The following is a 17,238-nucleotide window of genomic DNA, read 5'->3' as shown; positions in this document are numbered from 1 at the left end:
GTTGACAGTGGCCAGATTTGGGTCCTGCAGCGAACGTCTCGCTACCGCCGGGTGAACGGAGGGCGTCGGGATTTCGAGCACATGAGCGAGCTGTTGGTGGGTGGCGGGCGCATTGCGGTGCGGCAGCGCGGGGGAGGGCGTTTCGCGGGGGCCGCGTGACGCGATTGCTCATGTCCGACGCCGGTTCACTGGTGGCGAAGGAACAGTCGCGGGCCGGCCTGCGCCGTAGGTTGGATGAGTGACGACTACTGCTACGCAAGAGGCATTTCTGCGGGCGTTTCACGCTGAGCGCCCGGGGGTGACCGCAGAGGCGTTCGGCCGCGGTCGCGCTCCAGATGGCAGATCCAGCTATGAGCTCTTGAGCGATCGGGTGGCTGGACGCAAGCGCGTCCTCGACCTCGGCTGTGGTGACGGCCTGCTGCTCGAGTTTCTGGCCCGGGAAGACGGCAGACTGCTCGCGGGAGTTGACCTGTCCCCGCAGTCCTTGGCGCTGGCACGACGTCGTCCGGCGCTCACCGGGGCCAGGCTGGAAGAGGGGCGGGCTCAGGAACTCCCCTTCGGCGACGACAGTTTCGACGCATGTGTTTCCCACATGGCGCTGATGCTGATGGGCGAGATCGAGCAAGTGGCAGCAGAGGTCGCCCGCGTTCTGTCACCGGGCGGGACCCTGGCCTGCGTGGTGGGAGGCGGGGCCGTCGGCGGCGACGCCTATGACCGCTTTCTCGCGTTGTTGCGAGAGGCGATCAACGAGATTCCGGCCACGCAGCGCATCCCGGCGTTGGGCGACAGGAGGACACGCAGCCGCAACGGGCTCGATGACGTCCTCGCCCCGGCCGGCTTCGCCGCGGTGGACTGGGAGACGGTTCCCATCGACCTGAGTGGATCGGTGGAACAGGTATGGGCTTCCGTCTCCGGTTTCTATGATCTCGGCCCCCTTGATGGGGCGGTCGTGGAGGGCCTGCGTGACTCCTTCGTCGCGAGCGTGCGCGACATGACCACGCCCGAGTGGACCGTCCCCTGCGCTGTCAAAGTCCACATCGCAACAGCACGACTGCATGAATAGGTGTTCGCAACCTGTGCCCGCCGCCAGAACCGGGTAACGGCGCGGGATGCCGGGACCGCGTCGACTCGACGCGGTCCCGGCACCCCGAGGCGTAACCACACAAGGCGACGACGGTTGACGCGCCCACCAACACCGTCAGAAGTTGTACGGCTTCTCGGTGTTCCAGTTCAGCACGTCGGCCTCGTTCCAAGTGAACTGCGGCTTCTGGCCCTTGGTGTCGACGGAGTAGAAGGGGCCGTCATGGCCGTTCGCGCCGCGCAGTGCGATGGCGAACGAGCTCGCCGTGTGGTTCTTCGAGCCGTAGTCGAAGAGGTTCACCGCGCTGTAAACCTTGCCTCCGGGCTGGAGCGTGATGTGCTTGTCGCCGCCCGGGTTGTCCTTCTTCGAGTGCGGCAGTGCGGCGCTGTCGACGTCCCCGCCGAGCTTCACGGCCGGGTACGAGGTGACCCAGCACGGCTTGGTGCCCTCGTTCGACGCGGTGATCAGCAGGTGGTCGCCCTGCTGACCGGCGAACCGGTGCACCGCGGTGACCAGCATCTCGTCTCCTCGGCACTGCTGGGCGCCGCCCGGCGTGCCCTTGCTCGCGACCTCGTCCGTCCCGCCCGAGGCGGTCGCCGGGCGCGCCCCCTCCTTGGTGGTGCCTCCGCTGTTGGCCTGCTTCGCGCTGCCCTTGCCGCTCCCGTTGCTGCCCTTGCCGGCCCCGTTGGACGCGGACTGGCTCTGTGCGGTACCAGCGGCGTGGTCGCCACCCGCCGCCTTCGAGCCGTCGTCGGAGCCGCCGCACGCGGTCAGGCCCAGCGCCAACGCGGCGGTGACGGTGGCCAGGGCGGCGGAACGGGCGGTACGGCGGGCACGGTGCGTGGTCATGATGAAAGGTCCCCCATGGACTGTCAGGACGCGGCTTCCCCTGCTCCCGCAGGGCGACCGGCCGCATCGTCTGTTTCGCTGCACCCCATGAGATGACGTCCCGGCTGGGGGCGTTCAGTCGGGTCTGTCCGCATTCGGTAACAAGGCAACTGGGCTCAGCCACACCGGTGTTCACGCCGGGCCCGTCAGCGGTGGTGCGGCTCCGGCTGCCGCGGCACAAGGGAGGCGCCCAGGCGCTACCGTCCCGTCCCCGGAACGGTTCGCCAGCGGTCCACGGCGTACGCGACTCCCGCCGCTGGACTGATCCTTTGGGCCGTCCGGAACCGCCCGGAGCGCATCTCAGGCGGGCTCCTGACCGATCGCAGGTCCCATTGAGGCCAGAGCCGTGCCCGGATCCTGGCAGGACGCCCCAGCGAGCACCCAGCGGCCCCGCTCCTTCCGGTACGGCCACCAGCGCCCGTCCCGCCCCAGGCGGAGCTGAGCCGGTGCGCCGACGACAGTCCAGCGGTTTCCCTTCGCCCGCAGCGGCGGCCGTTCGTCTTCCTCCCAGGCCGACTCCAGCGCGGCACGCGCGCGTGCGAGCGCCTCATCCGTGAGGGCCCACTCCTCCTCCAGGACGGCCAGCGCCGCCGCACCTCCCAGGATCCACGCGTGCGTGGCCCGCGCCAGAGCCTCCCGGTCCCGTCCCGAGCCGTCGGCCAACCGGTCGGCCACGGCCCGCTCCGGCGTTCCCACGGCGAGTCGGACGGCGTCCTGCGAAGTCGTCAACTCTGCTTCCGCGCCCGGCTCTTCCCGCTCGGTGCTGAGGGCGCGCGCGAGTAGACGGCGTGCCTCTACGGCGGTCCGGGCGGCCAGGTGGCGCAGGGCGGCCGGGTAGACGCCTGGTGCGGGCGGGGTCTCTGTGTCCAGCGACGGCGGCAGCCCGGGGTCGGCGGGAAGCTCCGGGGAAGCGGGCAGCGGCGGCAGGATGTCGCCGCTCCGGTACGCCTCGGCAGCGTTCACCCCGTCCGGCTCGGACCGCACTTCAGTGCGCTTGCTGGTGCGTGCCTGCAAATCGTCGAGCAAGGTGCCTTCCCCCCGTCCGCGCATCAGCAGCAGCACGAAGGGATCCTGGTCCAGCAGCCGTGCCACCTGGTAGCACAGGGCCGTCGAGTGCGCGCAGTGATCCCACGCGTCGCAGTCGCACTCCGGCTCCAGATCGCCCATGCCCGGCAGGAGTTCGATGCCCTCACTCGCCGCGTCCTCGACCAGATGCGGCGGCATGTCCCGGTCCAGCAGCGCCGCGACGTGCCCGGCGCGCTCGACGACCAGGTCCAGAAAACGGCCCCATTGTTCGCCGTCCAGCTGCTCCAGCAGGACGTCGGCCCGATGCGCGGTGCGATCGCGGTCCTGGACCACGGCGGTGATGCGGCCCGGGCGAACGGACACCGCGCCCACGGCTCCCGCGCGTGCGAGCCTGCGGCCCGCCTTCAGCTGCTGCGAGTCGAGCGCCGTCTCCTCCAGGGCCTTCAACCAGGCCCGGCCCCACCAGGTTTCGGCGAAGCCGCGCCCGTGCGCGGGCGGCAGCGCGGCGAACGTGCGCTCCTCGCCACGCTCCGTGTCACGGTCGTTCATCGCGCGCCACCTCGCAGTTCCACCAGATCGGCCAGCTCCGCGTCCGTCAGTTCGGTGAGTGCCGCCTCGCCTGAGCCCAGGACCGCGTCGGCCAGTTCGCGCTTACGGCCGAGCATGTCGGCGATGCGGTCCTCGATGGTGCCCTCCGCGATCAGCCGGTGCACCTGCACGGGCCGGTTCTGGCCGATGCGGTAGGCGCGGTCGGTGGCCTGCGCTTCGACGGCGGGGTTCCACCAGCGGTCGAAGTGCACGACGTGTTCGGCCCGTGTCAGGTTCAGTCCCGTGCCTGCGGCCTTCAACGACAGTAGGAACACCGGCACTTCGCCGTCCTGGAAGCGCCGCACCATCGCCTCGCGTTCGGCGACGGGTGTGCCGCCGTGCAGGAACTGCGAGCCGACGCCGCGAGCCGTCAGATGGCGTTCGATGATGCGCGCCATGCGCACGTACTGTGTGAAGATCAGGACGCTCGCCCCCTCGGAGAGGATGGTGTCGAGCAGTTCGTCCAGCAGTTCCAGCTTTCCCGACCGGCCGGGAATCCTTGGCAGTTCCTCCTTGAGGAACTGCGCCGGGTGGTTGCAGATCTGCTTCAGCCCCGTCAGCAGCTTCATGATCAGCCCGCGTCGCGACATGCTGTCGGCGCCGGAGATCTCGGCCAGCGTCTCGCGCACCACCGCCTCGTACAGGCCCGCCTGTTCGGTGGTCAGCGACACGGCGCGGTCGGTCTCGGTCTTGGGTGGCAGTTCGGGCGCGATCCCCGGGTCCGCCTTGCGGCGCCGCAGCAGGAATGGCCGTACCAGACGGGCGAGTCGGTCCGCGGCGGCCGGGTCCTGACCGCTCTCGACGGCCTGTGCATAGCGTGTGCGGAAGGTGCCGAGCGCGCCCAGCAGCCCGGGTGTCGTCCAGTCGAGGATCGCCCACAGCTCCGAGAGGTTGTTCTCCACCGGGGTGCCCGTGAGCGCCACGCGCGCGCGTGCACCAATGGAGCGCAGCTCCCGCGCGGTCGCCGAGTACGGATTCTTGACGTGCTGTGCCTCGTCCGCCACGACCATGCCCCAAGACGCCTCGGCGAGGCGGTCCGCGTCCAGACGCATCGTCCCGTACGTGGTGAGCACGAACTCCCCGTCGGCCAGGGCGTCCAGGCCGCGCCGTGTCCCGTGGAAGCGGCGTACGGGTGTGCCGGGTGCGAACCTCTCGATCTCGCGCTGCCAGTTGCCCATCAGCGATGTCGGGCACACCACCAGCGTCGGACCGGCCGTCGACGGGTCGTTCTGCCGGTGCAGATGCAGCGCGATCAGGGTGATCGTCTTGCCGAGGCCCATGTCGTCGGCCAGACAGCAGCCCAGTCCCAGGGACGTCATCCGGGCCAGCCAGTTCAGTCCGCGCCGCTGGTAGTCGCGCAGGGTGGCCGCGAGAGCGTCGGGCTGCGCGACCGGCTCCTGCGTCTCGGGGGACGCGAGGCGCTCTCTGAGGCTCGCCAGCCACCCGGTGGGGTCCACGTCGACCCGGCGGCCGTCGACCTCTGTCGAGCCCGTCAGCGCGGCGCTGAGCGCCTCTACGGGGCTGACCTTCCGGTCCTGCTGGGATCGGGCGCGGTGCACCTCCTGTGGGTCGACCAGAACCCATTGGTCGCGCAGGCGCACGATGGGGCGACTGGCCTCGGCGAGGCGGTCCAGTTCTTCACGGGTGAGTTGCTCGTCGCCCAGCGCGAAGCGCCAGTTGAAGGCGAGCATCGCGTCGGCGGACAGGAACGAAGGAGTGCCCACGGCGGCCCGGGCGGTCGCCGGTTCCTCGTCCGAAGGGCCGATCACCGCGCGAGCGGTCAGCGTGCGGAACATCTCCTTGGGCCAGTGCACTTCGACTCCGGCCTCGGCGAGTGCCCGGGCGCCCTGTCCGAGGAGCTCGGTGATCTCCTCGTCGGCGAGCTCGACGGCATCCGGCACGCTCGCCGAGAGCAGAGGCGTCAAGGCCGGCCAGGACCTGGCTGCCCGGCGAAGCGCGAGCAGGGCGTCCATACGCGCACGTGCGCCAAAGCCTCCGCCCCTGGAGTCGCCCCAGACCTCGGCGGCGTCCGCCACGAGCGCCGGGTCGCTGACGCTGTGCACCTGCAGCACGGCCTGGAAATGCACGGAGGCGTCGTCCTGCGTCACCTCGGTGAGGCCGGGCACCTCGATCCGCAGCGACAGTCGTACGGCCGCGTCGTGGCCCGCTGCGACATCGGCGGCCCACGCGCGCTGTTCGGGCATGTGCTGCGGCTCCTGCGCCGCGTAGGCGGGCCCGCCCGTCACCATGGACGCCGCGGGAGAGCGGGGGAGGGCGTCAGTCACCGCGTCCAGGAAGGCGCGCAGCAGCCGCTCCGGTGCGGGCAGCCGCGGCGGCCCTGCCCCGCCGGCCACAGACACAGCGTGCGCCTCCGGCGGCATCGAGGCGGCCAGCCGACGCACCCGGTCGATGTCCTCCAGGGGCAGCGGGCCTACACGCCAGGCGTCGTGATCGCCCGCCGACAGGCCCGGCAGCAGCAGGCCGCGCGCCACGAACTGCAGGGCCAGCACGGTGGCCGCGCCCCAGAAGACGGCCGCCGGGTGTCCGTGCGCGTCGGTTCGCGCACGCGCGAGGACCGGCAGCGCGGCCCGCACCGGCAGCAGCAGTGCGGGGACCTCGACCACCTCGACGGCGTCGCCATCGTCGCAGCGGGGCAGGACGACGCTCAGTTCCTCGATCGACCCGGCCGCGAGGGGCGGAGGGGCGGTGCCGTCTGGCCGCCAGAACGCGACCCGGCCGGTACGGGCCGGATCGCCGGACAGGAAGACGGCGCAGTAGCGGGCCAGTTCGGAGATCTCGGAGGGCGTTGCCGCGGGGAACGTCTGCACAGCGAAGCTGTACTCCTCAAACTTGACTACCGGGGGCGGGGTCGCCGAGGGTACATCAACTCGGCCCGTGATGGGCGAGAGCGCGGGCCATCGTCCCGATCTTCGGCCGCCGGGGTGCTGTCAGCTCTCCGCCATCCCGATCTTCGAGCGCCGGGTGCTGTCAGCCCCCCTGTGCGCCGCAGGCTGGCCCCCGCCCGTACCCGGGGGGTGGCGTCATGGTCACGGAAGGTCGTTGGTTCGTACGTTTCCTCAGGTCAGCCCGTTGCCTGAGAGAGCCGGAGACCGGACATGCCCGAGCCCACCACAGCCGTCGCCGAACCGCCGCGGAAAACCCGCGACGCCCCGCCCGGCGGAAGCGAGTTCGCTCCTCTTTTGCGCACGGTCCGGGGCCAGGGACTCCTGGACCGGCGTCCCCTCTGGTACGCCCTCCGCATCGCCACCAACGCTCTCGCCCTGGCCGCCGTCGTCACGGGTGTCGCCCTCATCGGCGACTCCTGGTGGTCGCTCCTGCTGGCCCCGCTCCTGGCCGTGTTCTGCGCCCGCACGGCCTTCATAGGCCACGACGCGGGCCACTCCCAGATCACCAACGGCAAGTCGGCCGCCCGGGCGATCGGCCTGATCCACGGCAATCTGCTCCTGGGCATGAGCTACGCCTGGTGGAACGACAAGCACAACCGTCACCACGCCAACCCCAACCACATCGACAAGGACCCCGATGTCGTCGCCGACGTCCTGGTCTTCACCGGTGAGCAGGCCAAGGTGCGGTCCGGGTTCCGGCGCTGGCTGACCCGCAACCAGGCCTGGCTGTTCTTCCCCCTCACCCTCCTCGAGGGCGTCGCCCTGAAGGTTCACGGCTTCCAGGACCTGCGCCGGCAGCCTCCCCGGGAGCGGGCGGTGGAGGGCCTGCTCCTCGTGACGCATGTGGCCACGTACGCCACCTTGCTGCTCACCACGCTCTCTCCGGGCAAGGCGCTCGCGTTCGCCGCTCTCCATCACGCGCTGTTCGGCCTGCACCTGGGGCTGGCCTTCGCTCCCAACCACAAGGGCATGGAGATGCCCGACCCGGACGGCGAGCGGTGGGGTCATCTGCGCCGGCAGGTACTGACCTCGCGCAACATCCGCCGCGGCGTTCTGACCGACTGGTTCCTCGGTGGCCTCAACTACCAGATCGAGCACCACCTCTTCCCCAGCATGCCCCGGCCCCATCTCCGTCTCGCCCAGCCCCTGGTGCGCGCGCACTGCCAGGAGTTGGGTATCTCCTATGCGGAGACCGGGCTCGTCGACTCGTACCGGCAGGCACTGCGTCATCTGCACGAGGTGGGCGAGCCGCTGCGGGCAGAATGACAGGGCGGCTCTCAGGGACGAGTCGGGGTCGCGTATCAGGGACGTCTCAGGGTCGCGGTCAGGAACCGCAGGCAGCGCGGGTCCGTTTTCAGGACAGAGAGCGGCAGTGGCCGCGAAGGAGGCGACGCAATGTCGAAGAACGCGAAGATCGCGGCGGGGGGTGTGGCGGTCGGGCTCATTCTGCTGATCTGGCTGCCCTGGTGGGCATCGCTCCTGATCGTCCTGGGAGTGCCGACCGCCGCGTACCTCACGCTGGACCCCTCACAGCGGCGCAGGCTGCGCCGCGCCACCCGCAAGGAGCTCGGTCGCTGACCTTCTACCGCACGGGGTCGGCCCGGTCGGCCGGCCCGCAGGAGTTGACCACGTCCCCGCCCGTGGGCCGCGCGACCGTGTGGTCCGCGGGCGGCCGGGTCCCCTGCTCGACCCAGGAGACCAGGGTGTCGAACGCGGAGCGGTAGCAGGGCAGGATCGGCCGCAGCCGGTCCGGATACGTGTCGTAGAGCCCGTCGACATGGGTGCCGCCCTGGATCGTGTAGTAGCGGTGCAGCGGGCCGCGTCCGCTCTCGTCGACCATGCGCGCGTACACGTCCGAGTCGGCGGCCTTGGGCAGCAGGGAGTCCATGTCGCCGTGGAGTGTGATCAGCGGGCGGCCGATGCGCCCGGTCAGCGACACCCGGGCCACGGCCCGGTGCACGGAGGCGGGGCGTGACGCGTAGTCGTACGTCGCGTCGCTCGCGCAGGGCGACAGGATCTGGTCCGTGGTGCTGCCGGCGGACGGGCCGGGGCAGGCGGGGTCGTAGGTCGGGTCGAATTCCGCGCGGTAGATCTTTTGCGTGACGCCCCAGTACGCCTTCTCGTGGTACGGCCACAGGAACTCCGAGCCCCGTGCGAAGCCCGCCGCGTACATGTCCTCGTCCTGTGCCGTGCCCAGCGTCCGGGCCGCCGCGGTGGGCAGGGAGGTGAGCAGGTTGGGGCCGTCGGCGGTCCACAGCGCGCCTTCCCAGTCCACGCCGCCGTCGTAGAGCTCCGGGTGGTTCTCCAGCTGCCAGCGGGTGAGGTAGCCGCCGTTGGAGATGCCGGTCATGTAGGTGCGGCGAGGGGCGTGCCCGTAGCGCTGGGCGACCGCGCGCTTGGCGGCCCGGGTGAGCTGGGTGGTGCGAGCGTTCCACTCGGCGATCGCGTCGCCGGGCCGGGAGCCGTCGCGGTAGAAGTCGGATCCGCTGTTGCCCTTGTCGGTCGCGGCGTAGGCGTAGCCCCGGGCGAGCACCTGGTCGGAGATCGCGGTGTCCGTCGAGTACTGCTTGCGCGTGCCGGGCGCGCCGGTGACCACCAGGCCACCGTTCCAGTGGTCGGGGAACCGGATCACGAACTGGGCGTCGTGCTGCCAGCCGTGGGTGTTGTTGAAGTGCGAGGAGTCCGGGAAATAGCCGTCGATCTGCACTCCTGGCACCCCGGACGGGGTGCGGGTGGCCTTTGCGGTCAGGCCGGCCTGGTCGGCCATGTCCGTGTATGGCGTACCGGCGAGTCCCGTGGTGGTCAGATCGGTCAGACAGGCGCTCTGCTGGAAGGCGGCGCCCGGCACGTGCACGTGCGCCTGGCGGGCGCAGTGCTCACCGCCGGCTGCCGTGGCATCGGCGGGGGTCGGCCAGGCGAGGGCCGCCGCCGCCAGTGTGGCGGCGGCGAGCGGAACACCGCGGGACGGACGCATGACGGCCTCCGGGGCAGGGGAGTGGGAGGCGACCGCAGGGAAGCGGGCGCCGCGGGCTGCCCCATCGTGCGGTGCGGTTTTGGCGGCATCCATGGGCCGGGACCACATTGAAAGCCGTCACCGCATGGCGGCTCAATACAGGGCTCGTGGGTAGGGCCCGTGTGCAGAGGCCCGTAGATGAAGTCCCGTATGGAGGAGGCGAATCGGCGGAGGAGACCAGCAACGCCCCGGTGAGCGCCGAGGGGGCGGACCGGGGGCGGCGCGAACGCCGTCCCGACCGCCCCGGCAAATCGGCGGGAGACTCGGACGGAGAGCCACGAACGAGGAGCCGCGGACGGGACTCAGAGGGGCCGTACCGCCATCTTCTCGAGCGCGTCCAGAAGTCCGGGCAGCTCCGGGCCGCGGCCGACCGGCAGCACCTCGCCGGGCTCCGCGTCGAGCAGCACGAACGCGATGTCGTCGGTCCTGGCCACCAGCGACCAGCCCGGCCCGTCGGCACGCAGCGTGCGCGCGTCGCCCGGGGCGAAGGACGACCGGACACGGCCGAGCGGCGGCGGCGATTCCACGTACGCGCGTGCTTCGGCGAGCACGCGCCGCACTCCGCCGTGCCCCTTGGACCCGTCCGTCTGACCGTCCTGCTCGACCGGCTCGTCCTTCACGGCCACAGCCACGGCCTCTTCCGCGGCTTCGGCGGACGCGGTGGCCTCGTCCGGACTGCCGGCGCCGCCCGCACCGCCCGGAACGGCGAAGTCCGTATCGCTGATCTGCTCCCGCCAGATCGCCCACTGGAGCGCGATCTCGTCGGCACCCAGGCGCCGTTGGGCCGGTCCCCACCTGCTCGTGTCCGGCGGCGCCAGCGGCGGGCCGTCCGCGACATCGGGGCCGGGGTCGTGCGGAGCGGGCACGTTGGGCGCCGCGACGGCGACCGCGAGGGGCCAGCCAGGCAGCGCGGCCACGACGGACCGCTCGTCGGGCGAGAGGTCGTACTCCATCCCGCAGTCCCAGGAGGCGATGGCGACCGCGACCAGGGAGACGTCGTCGACCACGACGGTCCACCGGGCACCGTCGCCGTCCTGGCCGATCACCAGGCCGTATCCGTCGGCGAGCGGCGCGAGTCCGAGGGCCGCGCAGGCCTCCGGATAGTCGTCGCCGAGCACGCTCGGGAACTTCGCCGGCGTCAGAAGTACCGCCGTGAGCACATAAAGCGCCTCGTCCGCGGCGGTGACGGCGTCCTCGTCCGTCCCGGCCATGCCAGCCTCCCCATGGATGTATCCGATCGCGCGCACCCTAATGCGAGCGGAAGCAGCTTGTCACGACCCGCAAGAGCACGTGGACCTGCAGTTTTCCGGCTGGACGGGGCGAATCGACCACCTGTGCCCCTCACGTATCAGGCCGCCGGAAGCCCCAGCAGCGTGCGGGCCACCGTCCCCGGTGACTCGTCACGCTCCCGCGCCAAGGCGATGACAGCCCTGCATGCCAGCTCGTTGACCCCGAACGACAGGGCCTCGGGCGACACCCAGCCCGCCGCCTCGTCGATGCGGTCCTGGTCGTCCTCCGCGCAGGCCGAGACGTACGCGGCGGCGGCTTCGAAAAGATTGTGTGTACGTTTGTCCCGGCCGTTGCTCACGTCGGCCCGAACGGCGTTGAAGAATCTTGTACAGAACTTGTGCACCCTGCCCAACATGCTGACCACCTTCCCCCTGCGTGGTTGCCCGCGGCTGATCGTTCGATCGTTCATCTCCTGCTATTCAACCTAGAGTTGGAGTTCCGGCGGCAGAAGGGGGACGGAACGGTGAAGCCGAAGCGGATCAGCCGTCCAGAGCCCCGATCGTCTCGCGCAGCCAGCTGAGCTCGGCCCGGGACGTGGCGCGCGCGATGGTGAGCAGCCCGCGGCGGAAGGGGTCGTCCAGCTCCTCGGCGCGCAGCGGCCTGTCGCCGTCGTAGAAGAAGCTTGCCGGTTCCTCCAAGAAGGCCAGTCGGCGCCGGAGCACGGCCGCCTGCGCCGGGGCGTCGTCGAGGTGGCGCAGGAAGGCGAGGACCGTGAACCACCGGTTCTCGTCGGTGAGGTCGCCCTGGGCGGGCTCCGCGAGGCGCCGGCGCAGCTCCTGCCGGCCGTCCTCGGTGAGGGTCAGGACGTGACGCGGCGCGGCGACGGCGCCGGGTTCGGTGGCGCGTGCCAGCAGGCCGGCCTTCTCCAGGCGCTTGATCGCGGGGTACAGCGTGCTCTCGGCGACCGGTTTCACGTGGCCGGTCAATGCGGTGATGCGCTTGCGCAGCTCGTAGCCGTGCAGCGGGGTGTCGTACAGGAATCCGAGGATGGCCAGCTCCAGCATGCGCGCATTGTCTCCTACAACCGTTGTACCTCGCTTTCCCGGTACCTCGCTTTCGCTATACCTCGATTCCGATGTATCTTCGGTGCGTGCCGAGGATGGCCTCGGGACCACGAGGGAGGACGCGATGAGGCAGGCCGATTTCGACGGCAAGGGAAGCTGTATCCGGTGGACGGAGATGCCGGGTGAGGAACCCGCGCGCGTGTACGTGCACGGATTGGGCTCGATCTCGGCCGTCTACCACGCGCACATCGCGGCCCGGCCCGAACTCGCGGGGCGGCGCAGCCTGTTCGTCGATCTCCCCGGGCACGGCATCAGCGACCGACCCGAGCACTTCGGCTACACGCTGGAAGGGCACGCCGACGCCCTGGCGACGGCTCTGGACGCGGCAGGTCTGACCGGCTGCGAACTGGTGGCGCACAGCATGGGCGGCGCCGTCGCCATCGTGCTCGCCCACCGGCGCCCGGAGCTGGTCTCCCGGCTTCTCCTCACGGAGGCCAACCTCGACTCCATGCCGCCGCCCACCGCCGGCAGCAGCAACATCGCCTCCTACGAGGAGGAGGAGTTCGTCGACGGCGCCCACGCGCGCGTGCTGGAGAACGTCGGCCCCCTGTGGGCCGCGACCATGCGCCTGGCCGATCCGCGCGCCCTGCACCGCTCGGCCACGCATCTGCGCCTCGGATCGGACCCGCCCATGCGGGAGATCCTCCAAGGACTGCCGATCGAGCGCGTGTATCTGCAGGGCGAGCGGAGCGGCCAACTCGCCGGCAGTCAGGCCCTGGAGGCGTCCGGTGTGCGCGTGGTGACGGTGGCCGGTGCCGGCCACAACATCATGTTCGACAATGCCGACGCCTTCGTGGCGGCCGTCGCGGGCGGCAACTGAGGCTCAGCCTTGCGTACGGCCGGTGCGCCGAGGCTCAGCCATCCAGCACGGCCAGTGCCAGGAAGCGGGCGTCCTCGTCCACGTAGGAGGTCATACGCCAGCCCGAACCGGCCAGCAGCGGGCGGAGATTGGGCTCCGCCCGCAGGTCGTCAGGGGTGATCTGGCGGCCCTGCCGCGCCGCCAGCGCCGCCCGGCCGATGGGGTGGAACAGCGCGAGTTTGCCGCCCGGGCGGACCACCCGGGCCAACTCCCGCAGGTTCTCGCCCGGCTGGGGCAGATGCGCGATGAGGCCGGCGGCGAACACGGCGTCGAGCGCGTGCGACTGCAGTGGCAGCGCGGCCACGTCGGCGATCAGCAGCTGCCCGTCGTCGGCCCTGCCTGCGCGTACGGCGGCCTGAAGCATGGCCGGGGTCAGATCGGCCCCGAGGACGACTCCCGAGGCCCCCACGGCGGCGCGCAGCGGCGTCAGGGCCCTGCCGGTGCCGCAGCCCGCGTCGAGCACCCGATCGCCCTCGCGCAGCCCCAGATCGGCGACCGCGGCGGCGTAGGCCGGGCCGTCGTCGGGGAAGCGGCTGTCCCAGTCGGCGGCACGGGCGCCGAAGAATTCCTGGACGTGTGTGTGGCCGTCGCTCATGTTCCGCATGCTCCCTCACCGACACGGATGACGCCGCAGTGCACACGTTCGAGCGTGACGCGGTCGTTCAGTTGCACCTCTGCGTCATCTTCCAACAGCTTTCGAAATGCGCCCCCTTGACGCGCCCCCGACGGGTCTAGCGTCCCGGGGCCATGGGACACATGGACCATGCCACGTTCGGCTGGCTGACCCCCGTGCTGTCGTACGCGATGGCGTGCACAGGCGCCGCACTCGGGCTGCGCTGCACCGTCCGCGCGCTCGGCGCCACCGGACGCTCACGCCGCAACTGGCTCCTCACCGCGGCCTCGGCGATCGCCACCGGCATCTGGACCATGCACTTCGTGGCCATGCTCGGATTCGGAGTCAGCGGCACCGACATCCGCTACGACGTGCCGCTCACCCTCGCCAGCCTCCTCGTCGCGATGATCATGGTCTGTGCCGGCGTCTTCGCCGTCGGCTACGGTCGCGACCGCACCCGCGCGCTCCTGCTCGGCGGAGTCACCACCGGGCTCGGTGTGGCGAGCATGCACTACCTGGGCATGGCGGCGGTGCAGTTGCACGGCGACGTCAGCTACGACCCCGCGCTCGTCGTGCTCTCCGTGCTGATCGCCGTGATCGCGGCGACGGCGGCCCTGTGGGCGGGCCTCAACATCAAGTCACCGCTCGCCGTCACCGCCGCCTCGCTGATCATGGGAGCCGCGGTGAGCAGCATGCACTACACCGGCATGCTCGCGGTGAGCGTCCGCGTCACGCCGTCCGGCCAGACCCTGCCCGGGGCCACGGCGATGCAGTTCATCTTCCCCCTCGCCGTCGGCCTCGGTTCCTACTTGTTCCTGACCTCGGCCTTCGTCGCACTGTCGCCGACGACCGGGGAGGGCGAGGCGCCCGCCCCGGCACAGCGGCCGGTCGAGACCGCCCCCTAGGGCCGGCCCGCCCCCATCACCTGCCCGAGCGAGGAGGCCATGCGTACACCCCGATGGACACCGGGCGCCGAGCCGTCGCCACCACCTCCCGTGCGCGGCCGGCGGGCCCATGCCGGTCCGGCCGCCGACGAGGACCAGGACGAACCCGCGGGCGGAGCCACGGGCGGCGCGGCCGCACCCGAGAGCCGCTGGCGGATACGCCCGCGCACGGTACGCGCGAAGATCGTCTGCCTCCTGATGGTGCCGGTGGTCTCGCTGCTGGCCTTGTGGTCCTACGCCACCGTCACCACCGCGCAGGACATCGCACGCCTGAGGCAGGTGCAGCGCGTCGACGCCCAGATCCGCACCCCGCTCGCCACAACTGTCGCCGCGCTGCAGGCCGAACGCACGGCCGCGGTGCGCTGCACCACCGTCCCGGCAGCGGGACAGTGCGGCACCTACAAGAAGCTGGCCGGCCGCACCGACAAGGCACTGGCCAAACTCCGGCTCGGGAACCACCACACCGTCGCCGACAGCGAGGAACTGCCCGCCGCGGTGAACCGGCGGCTCGAGGCCTTCGTCGAAGGTGCCGAAGGGCTGCGGTCCCTGCGAGCCTCCGTGCTCGACCGCCGCGCGGCCTGGGAGACGACGTACGCGCAGTACACCCACACCATCGGCGGCGCCTTCGGCGTGGACGGCGCGCTCACCGGCATCCAGGACGCCGGACTCGGCTCCGACGTGCGCGTGCTGCTCGAACTCTCCCGCGCGGGAGAGGCGTTGGCCCAGGAGGACGCGGTGCTGGCCGGCGTCCGCCCGGCCGATGCCCTCAGCGGTGAGCGGCTGCGGCTGTTCACCGGGGCCGTCGCCACCCGCCGCGCCCTCACCGACGCCGCGGCCACCGACCTGCGCGGACCGCAGCGCGACGCCTGGCACACGCTCGCCGGCAGCAGCTCGTACGCCGCACTCACCACGGCGGAGGACGCGGCCGTCGACGGCACCCCGGGGCCGCTCACCACGGCACCCGAGACCACCTGGACCGACGCGCACGCGCGCGTGCAGCACGGGATGCAGACGATCCAGGGGGACGCGGCACGCGGCATGGTCGACCGGGCCGCCCCCTTCCGCCGCGCTCTGCTCACCCCGGCCGGTGCCGCCGTCCTCTTCGGCCTCCTCGCGATCATCACCTCGTTCGTCATCTCGGTCCGCATCGGACGCGGCCTCGTCGTCGAGCTGGTGAGCCTGCGCGACAGCGCCCTGGAGATCGCCCGGCGCAGCCTGCCCGACGCGATGCGCAGGCTGCGCGCGGGCGAGGAGATCGACGTACAGGCCGAGGCCCCGCCCGGGCGGCCCACAGAGGACGAGGCCGGACAGGTCGCCGAGGCGTTGGGCACCGTGCACCGCGCCGCCCTCAGGGCAGCCGTCGAGCGCGCCGAACTCGCCAGCGGCATCTCCGGAGTCTTCGTCAACCTCGCCCGCCGCAGCCAGGTGCTCGTCCACCGCCAACTGAACCTGCTCGACAGCATGGAGCGCCGCTCCGACGACCCGAACGAACTCGGCGACCTCTTCCGGCTCGACCACCTCACCACCCGCATGCGCCGCCACGCCGAGAGCCTGATCATCCTCTCCGGGGCAGCACCCGGCCGGGCCTGGCGCATGCCGGTCCCGCTGACCAACGTGGTGCGCGCGGCCGTGTCGGAGGTCGAGGACTACGCGCGCGTGGAGGTACGGCAGTTCCCGGTGGCGTCCGTCGTCGGCGCGGCCGTCGCCGACCTCACCCACCTGCTGGCCGAACTCATCGAGAACGCGGCGCAGTTCTCGCCGCCGCACACGCGCGTGCGCGTCATCGGCGAACCCGTCGGCAACGGCTACGTCATCGAGGTCGAGGACCGGGGCCTGGGCATGGGCACCCAAACCCTGGCCGAGGCCAACCGGCGCATCGAGCAGTCCGAGGCACTGGACCTCTTCGACAGCGACCGGCTGGGCCTGTTCGTCGTCAGCAAGCTCGCGGCCCGCCAAGGCATCAAGGTGCACCTGCGCACCTCGCCCTACGGCGGCACCACCGCGGTCGTCCTGATCCCCACGGCACTGCTGCACGAGGGCACGGCCGAACGCTCGCCGGACCAGGCCTCGGACGCACCGCCGGCCGTGGCACGCGCGTACGCGCGCACACCCGACGCCGCAACGCACCAGGAGTCCGTCCCGGCGACGGCAGAACGGCCCGCGCTGGTGGCGCACTTGCCGGCCGCGGCGGAGACGACGTCCGACCCCCAACCTCCCGGAGTCACCACCTTGCGCCTGCACCGTCCCCCGGAGGACAGAGAAGAGTCCGAAGACCTGCCACGCCGCGTACGCCAGGCAAACCTCGCCCCCCAACTGCGCGCACGCCACACCGAGGAGCCGATGCGGACATCGGCCGGCCCGGCCTCCCCGCGCGAGGACCGGCGCACCCCCGAGGACGTACGCGAGCGCATCGCGGCCTACCGCGACGGCTGGCGGCGCGGCGGCGGCAGGCAGCCCGGCCGCGGTGCCGGACCGGATCCCACACCGCGCCGCGACAGCAGCGAAGGAGACCGCGCATGATCCAGGAACCGAGCCCGAGAGCCTCCCGGCGCTCAGGCGAACTCGACTGGCTGCTGGACGACTTGGTGATGCGCGTGCGCGAGGTGCGGCACGCCGTGGTGCTCTCCAACGACGGCCTCGCCGTGGGCGCCTCGACCGACCTGCGCCGCGAGGACGCCGAACACCTCGCCGCCGTGGCCTCCGGCTTCCACAGCCTCGCCAAGGGCGCGGGACGCCACTTCGGCACGGGCGGGGTGCGCCAGACGCTGGTGGAGATGGACGACGGCTTCCTGTTCGTGGCCGCCGCCGGCGACGGCTCCTGCCTCGCCGTCCTCACCGCCGTGAGCGCCGACATCGGCCTGGTGGCGTACGAGATGGCACGGCTGGTCAAACGCGTCGGCGAGCACCTGTACACGCCGACGCGCGCCACCGCGCGGCCGCCCACCGGCCGGTGAGGCGGGTTGGGC

At 71.6% G+C, this 17,238-nt stretch carries 15 protein-coding genes; 7 read left to right on the top strand and 8 right to left on the bottom strand.

All coding sequences use genetic code 11. The features are described 5' to 3' along the window. Window positions 1-238 precede the first annotated feature (238 nt). Complete coding sequence (locus ACGFYN_RS35465) at window positions 239-1,063, top strand: class I SAM-dependent methyltransferase (protein ID WP_393870057.1); 825 nt, start codon at window positions 239-241, stop codon at window positions 1,061-1,063. Window positions 1,064-1,198: 135 nt separating this feature from the next. Here the strand turns inward: ACGFYN_RS35465 and ACGFYN_RS35460 are convergent, their stop codons facing one another. The 3 genes from ACGFYN_RS35460 to ACGFYN_RS35450 form a co-directional block, all read right to left on the bottom strand. Next, window positions 1,199-1,930, bottom strand: coding sequence for a DUF4232 domain-containing protein (locus tag ACGFYN_RS35460; protein WP_393870056.1), 732 nt, complete (start codon window positions 1,928-1,930; stop codon window positions 1,199-1,201). Window positions 1,931-2,269: 339 nt separating this feature from the next. After that, on the bottom strand, window positions 2,270-3,544 hold the full coding sequence (locus tag ACGFYN_RS35455; RefSeq protein ID WP_393870055.1) for an SWF or SNF family helicase: 1,275 nt from the start codon (window positions 3,542-3,544) through the stop codon (window positions 2,270-2,272). Beyond that, on the bottom strand, window positions 3,541-6,411 hold the full coding sequence (locus ACGFYN_RS35450; protein WP_393870054.1) for a DEAD/DEAH box helicase: 2,871 nt from the start codon (window positions 6,409-6,411) through the stop codon (window positions 3,541-3,543). The genes ACGFYN_RS35455 and ACGFYN_RS35450 overlap by 4 nt, the downstream gene beginning before the upstream one ends. A 288-nt stretch (window positions 6,412-6,699) precedes the next feature. Here ACGFYN_RS35450 and ACGFYN_RS35445 point away from each other — a divergent pair, with 288 nt between their 5' ends. Together ACGFYN_RS35445 and ACGFYN_RS35440 are read left to right on the top strand one after the other, a co-directional pair. Beyond that, window positions 6,700-7,755 carry an acyl-CoA desaturase gene (locus ACGFYN_RS35445; protein ID WP_393870053.1) on the top strand — a complete coding sequence of 352 codons (1,056 nt, stop codon included), beginning with the start codon at window positions 6,700-6,702 and terminating at the stop codon, window positions 7,753-7,755. A gap of 129 nt (window positions 7,756-7,884) precedes the next feature. Further along, entirely contained in the window at window positions 7,885-8,067 is a 183-nt protein-coding gene (locus tag ACGFYN_RS35440; RefSeq protein WP_393870052.1) for a hypothetical protein, read from the top strand. A 4-nt stretch (window positions 8,068-8,071) separates the two neighbouring features. Here ACGFYN_RS35440 and ACGFYN_RS35435 read toward each other — a convergent pair whose 3' ends face one another. From ACGFYN_RS35435 to ACGFYN_RS35420, 4 genes are all read right to left on the bottom strand, one after another. Beyond that, window positions 8,072-9,463, bottom strand: coding sequence for a tannase/feruloyl esterase family alpha/beta hydrolase (locus ACGFYN_RS35435; RefSeq protein WP_393870051.1), 1,392 nt, complete (start codon window positions 9,461-9,463; stop codon window positions 8,072-8,074). Between the two features lie 341 nt (window positions 9,464-9,804). After that, window positions 9,805-10,713 carry a hypothetical protein gene (locus ACGFYN_RS35430; RefSeq protein WP_393870050.1) on the bottom strand — a complete coding sequence of 303 codons (909 nt, stop codon included), beginning with the start codon at window positions 10,711-10,713 and terminating at the stop codon, window positions 9,805-9,807. Window positions 10,714-10,850: 137 nt separating this feature from the next. Further along, entirely contained in the window at window positions 10,851-11,147 is a 297-nt protein-coding gene (locus tag ACGFYN_RS35425; protein ID WP_393870049.1) for a hypothetical protein, read from the bottom strand. Between the two features lie 124 nt (window positions 11,148-11,271). Next, a complete protein-coding gene (locus ACGFYN_RS35420) occupies window positions 11,272-11,796 on the bottom strand; it encodes a PadR family transcriptional regulator (protein WP_393870048.1) in 525 nt (174 codons plus the stop codon). A gap of 124 nt (window positions 11,797-11,920) precedes the next feature. Here ACGFYN_RS35420 and ACGFYN_RS35415 point away from each other — a divergent pair, with 124 nt between their 5' ends. Then, complete coding sequence (locus ACGFYN_RS35415; RefSeq protein ID WP_393870047.1) at window positions 11,921-12,676, top strand: alpha/beta fold hydrolase; 756 nt, start codon at window positions 11,921-11,923, stop codon at window positions 12,674-12,676. Window positions 12,677-12,710: 34 nt separating this feature from the next. On the opposite strand, the gene ACGFYN_RS35410 is transcribed toward ACGFYN_RS35415, so the two are convergent. After that, a complete protein-coding gene (locus ACGFYN_RS35410) occupies window positions 12,711-13,310 on the bottom strand; it encodes a class I SAM-dependent methyltransferase (protein WP_393870046.1) in 600 nt (199 codons plus the stop codon). A 152-nt stretch (window positions 13,311-13,462) separates the two neighbouring features. Here ACGFYN_RS35410 and ACGFYN_RS35405 point away from each other — a divergent pair, with 152 nt between their 5' ends. Genes ACGFYN_RS35405 through ACGFYN_RS35395 form a run of 3 tightly spaced genes read left to right on the top strand, consistent with a single transcriptional unit; the run spans window position 13,463 to window position 17,226 of the window. Beyond that, window positions 13,463-14,233: an MHYT domain-containing protein gene (locus ACGFYN_RS35405; protein WP_393870045.1), complete on the top strand. Its 771-nt coding sequence runs from the start codon at window positions 13,463-13,465 to the stop codon at window positions 14,231-14,233. 39 nt (window positions 14,234-14,272) lie between these two features. Continuing rightward, window positions 14,273-16,792 carry a nitrate- and nitrite sensing domain-containing protein gene (locus tag ACGFYN_RS35400; protein ID WP_393870044.1) on the top strand — a complete coding sequence of 840 codons (2,520 nt, stop codon included), beginning with the start codon at window positions 14,273-14,275 and terminating at the stop codon, window positions 16,790-16,792. Further along, on the top strand, window positions 16,789-17,226 hold the full coding sequence (locus tag ACGFYN_RS35395; protein ID WP_393870043.1) for a roadblock/LC7 domain-containing protein: 438 nt from the start codon (window positions 16,789-16,791) through the stop codon (window positions 17,224-17,226). The genes ACGFYN_RS35400 and ACGFYN_RS35395 overlap by 4 nt, the downstream gene beginning before the upstream one ends. The last annotated feature ends 12 nt before the right edge of the window (window positions 17,227-17,238 follow it).

The organism is Streptomyces sp. NPDC048419 (assembly GCF_043200415.1).
Lineage (GTDB): Bacteria > Actinomycetota > Actinomycetes > Streptomycetales > Streptomycetaceae > Streptomyces.
Note: the sequence above shows the minus strand (reverse complement) of the source record. Positions and strands in the feature narration are given on the sequence as shown.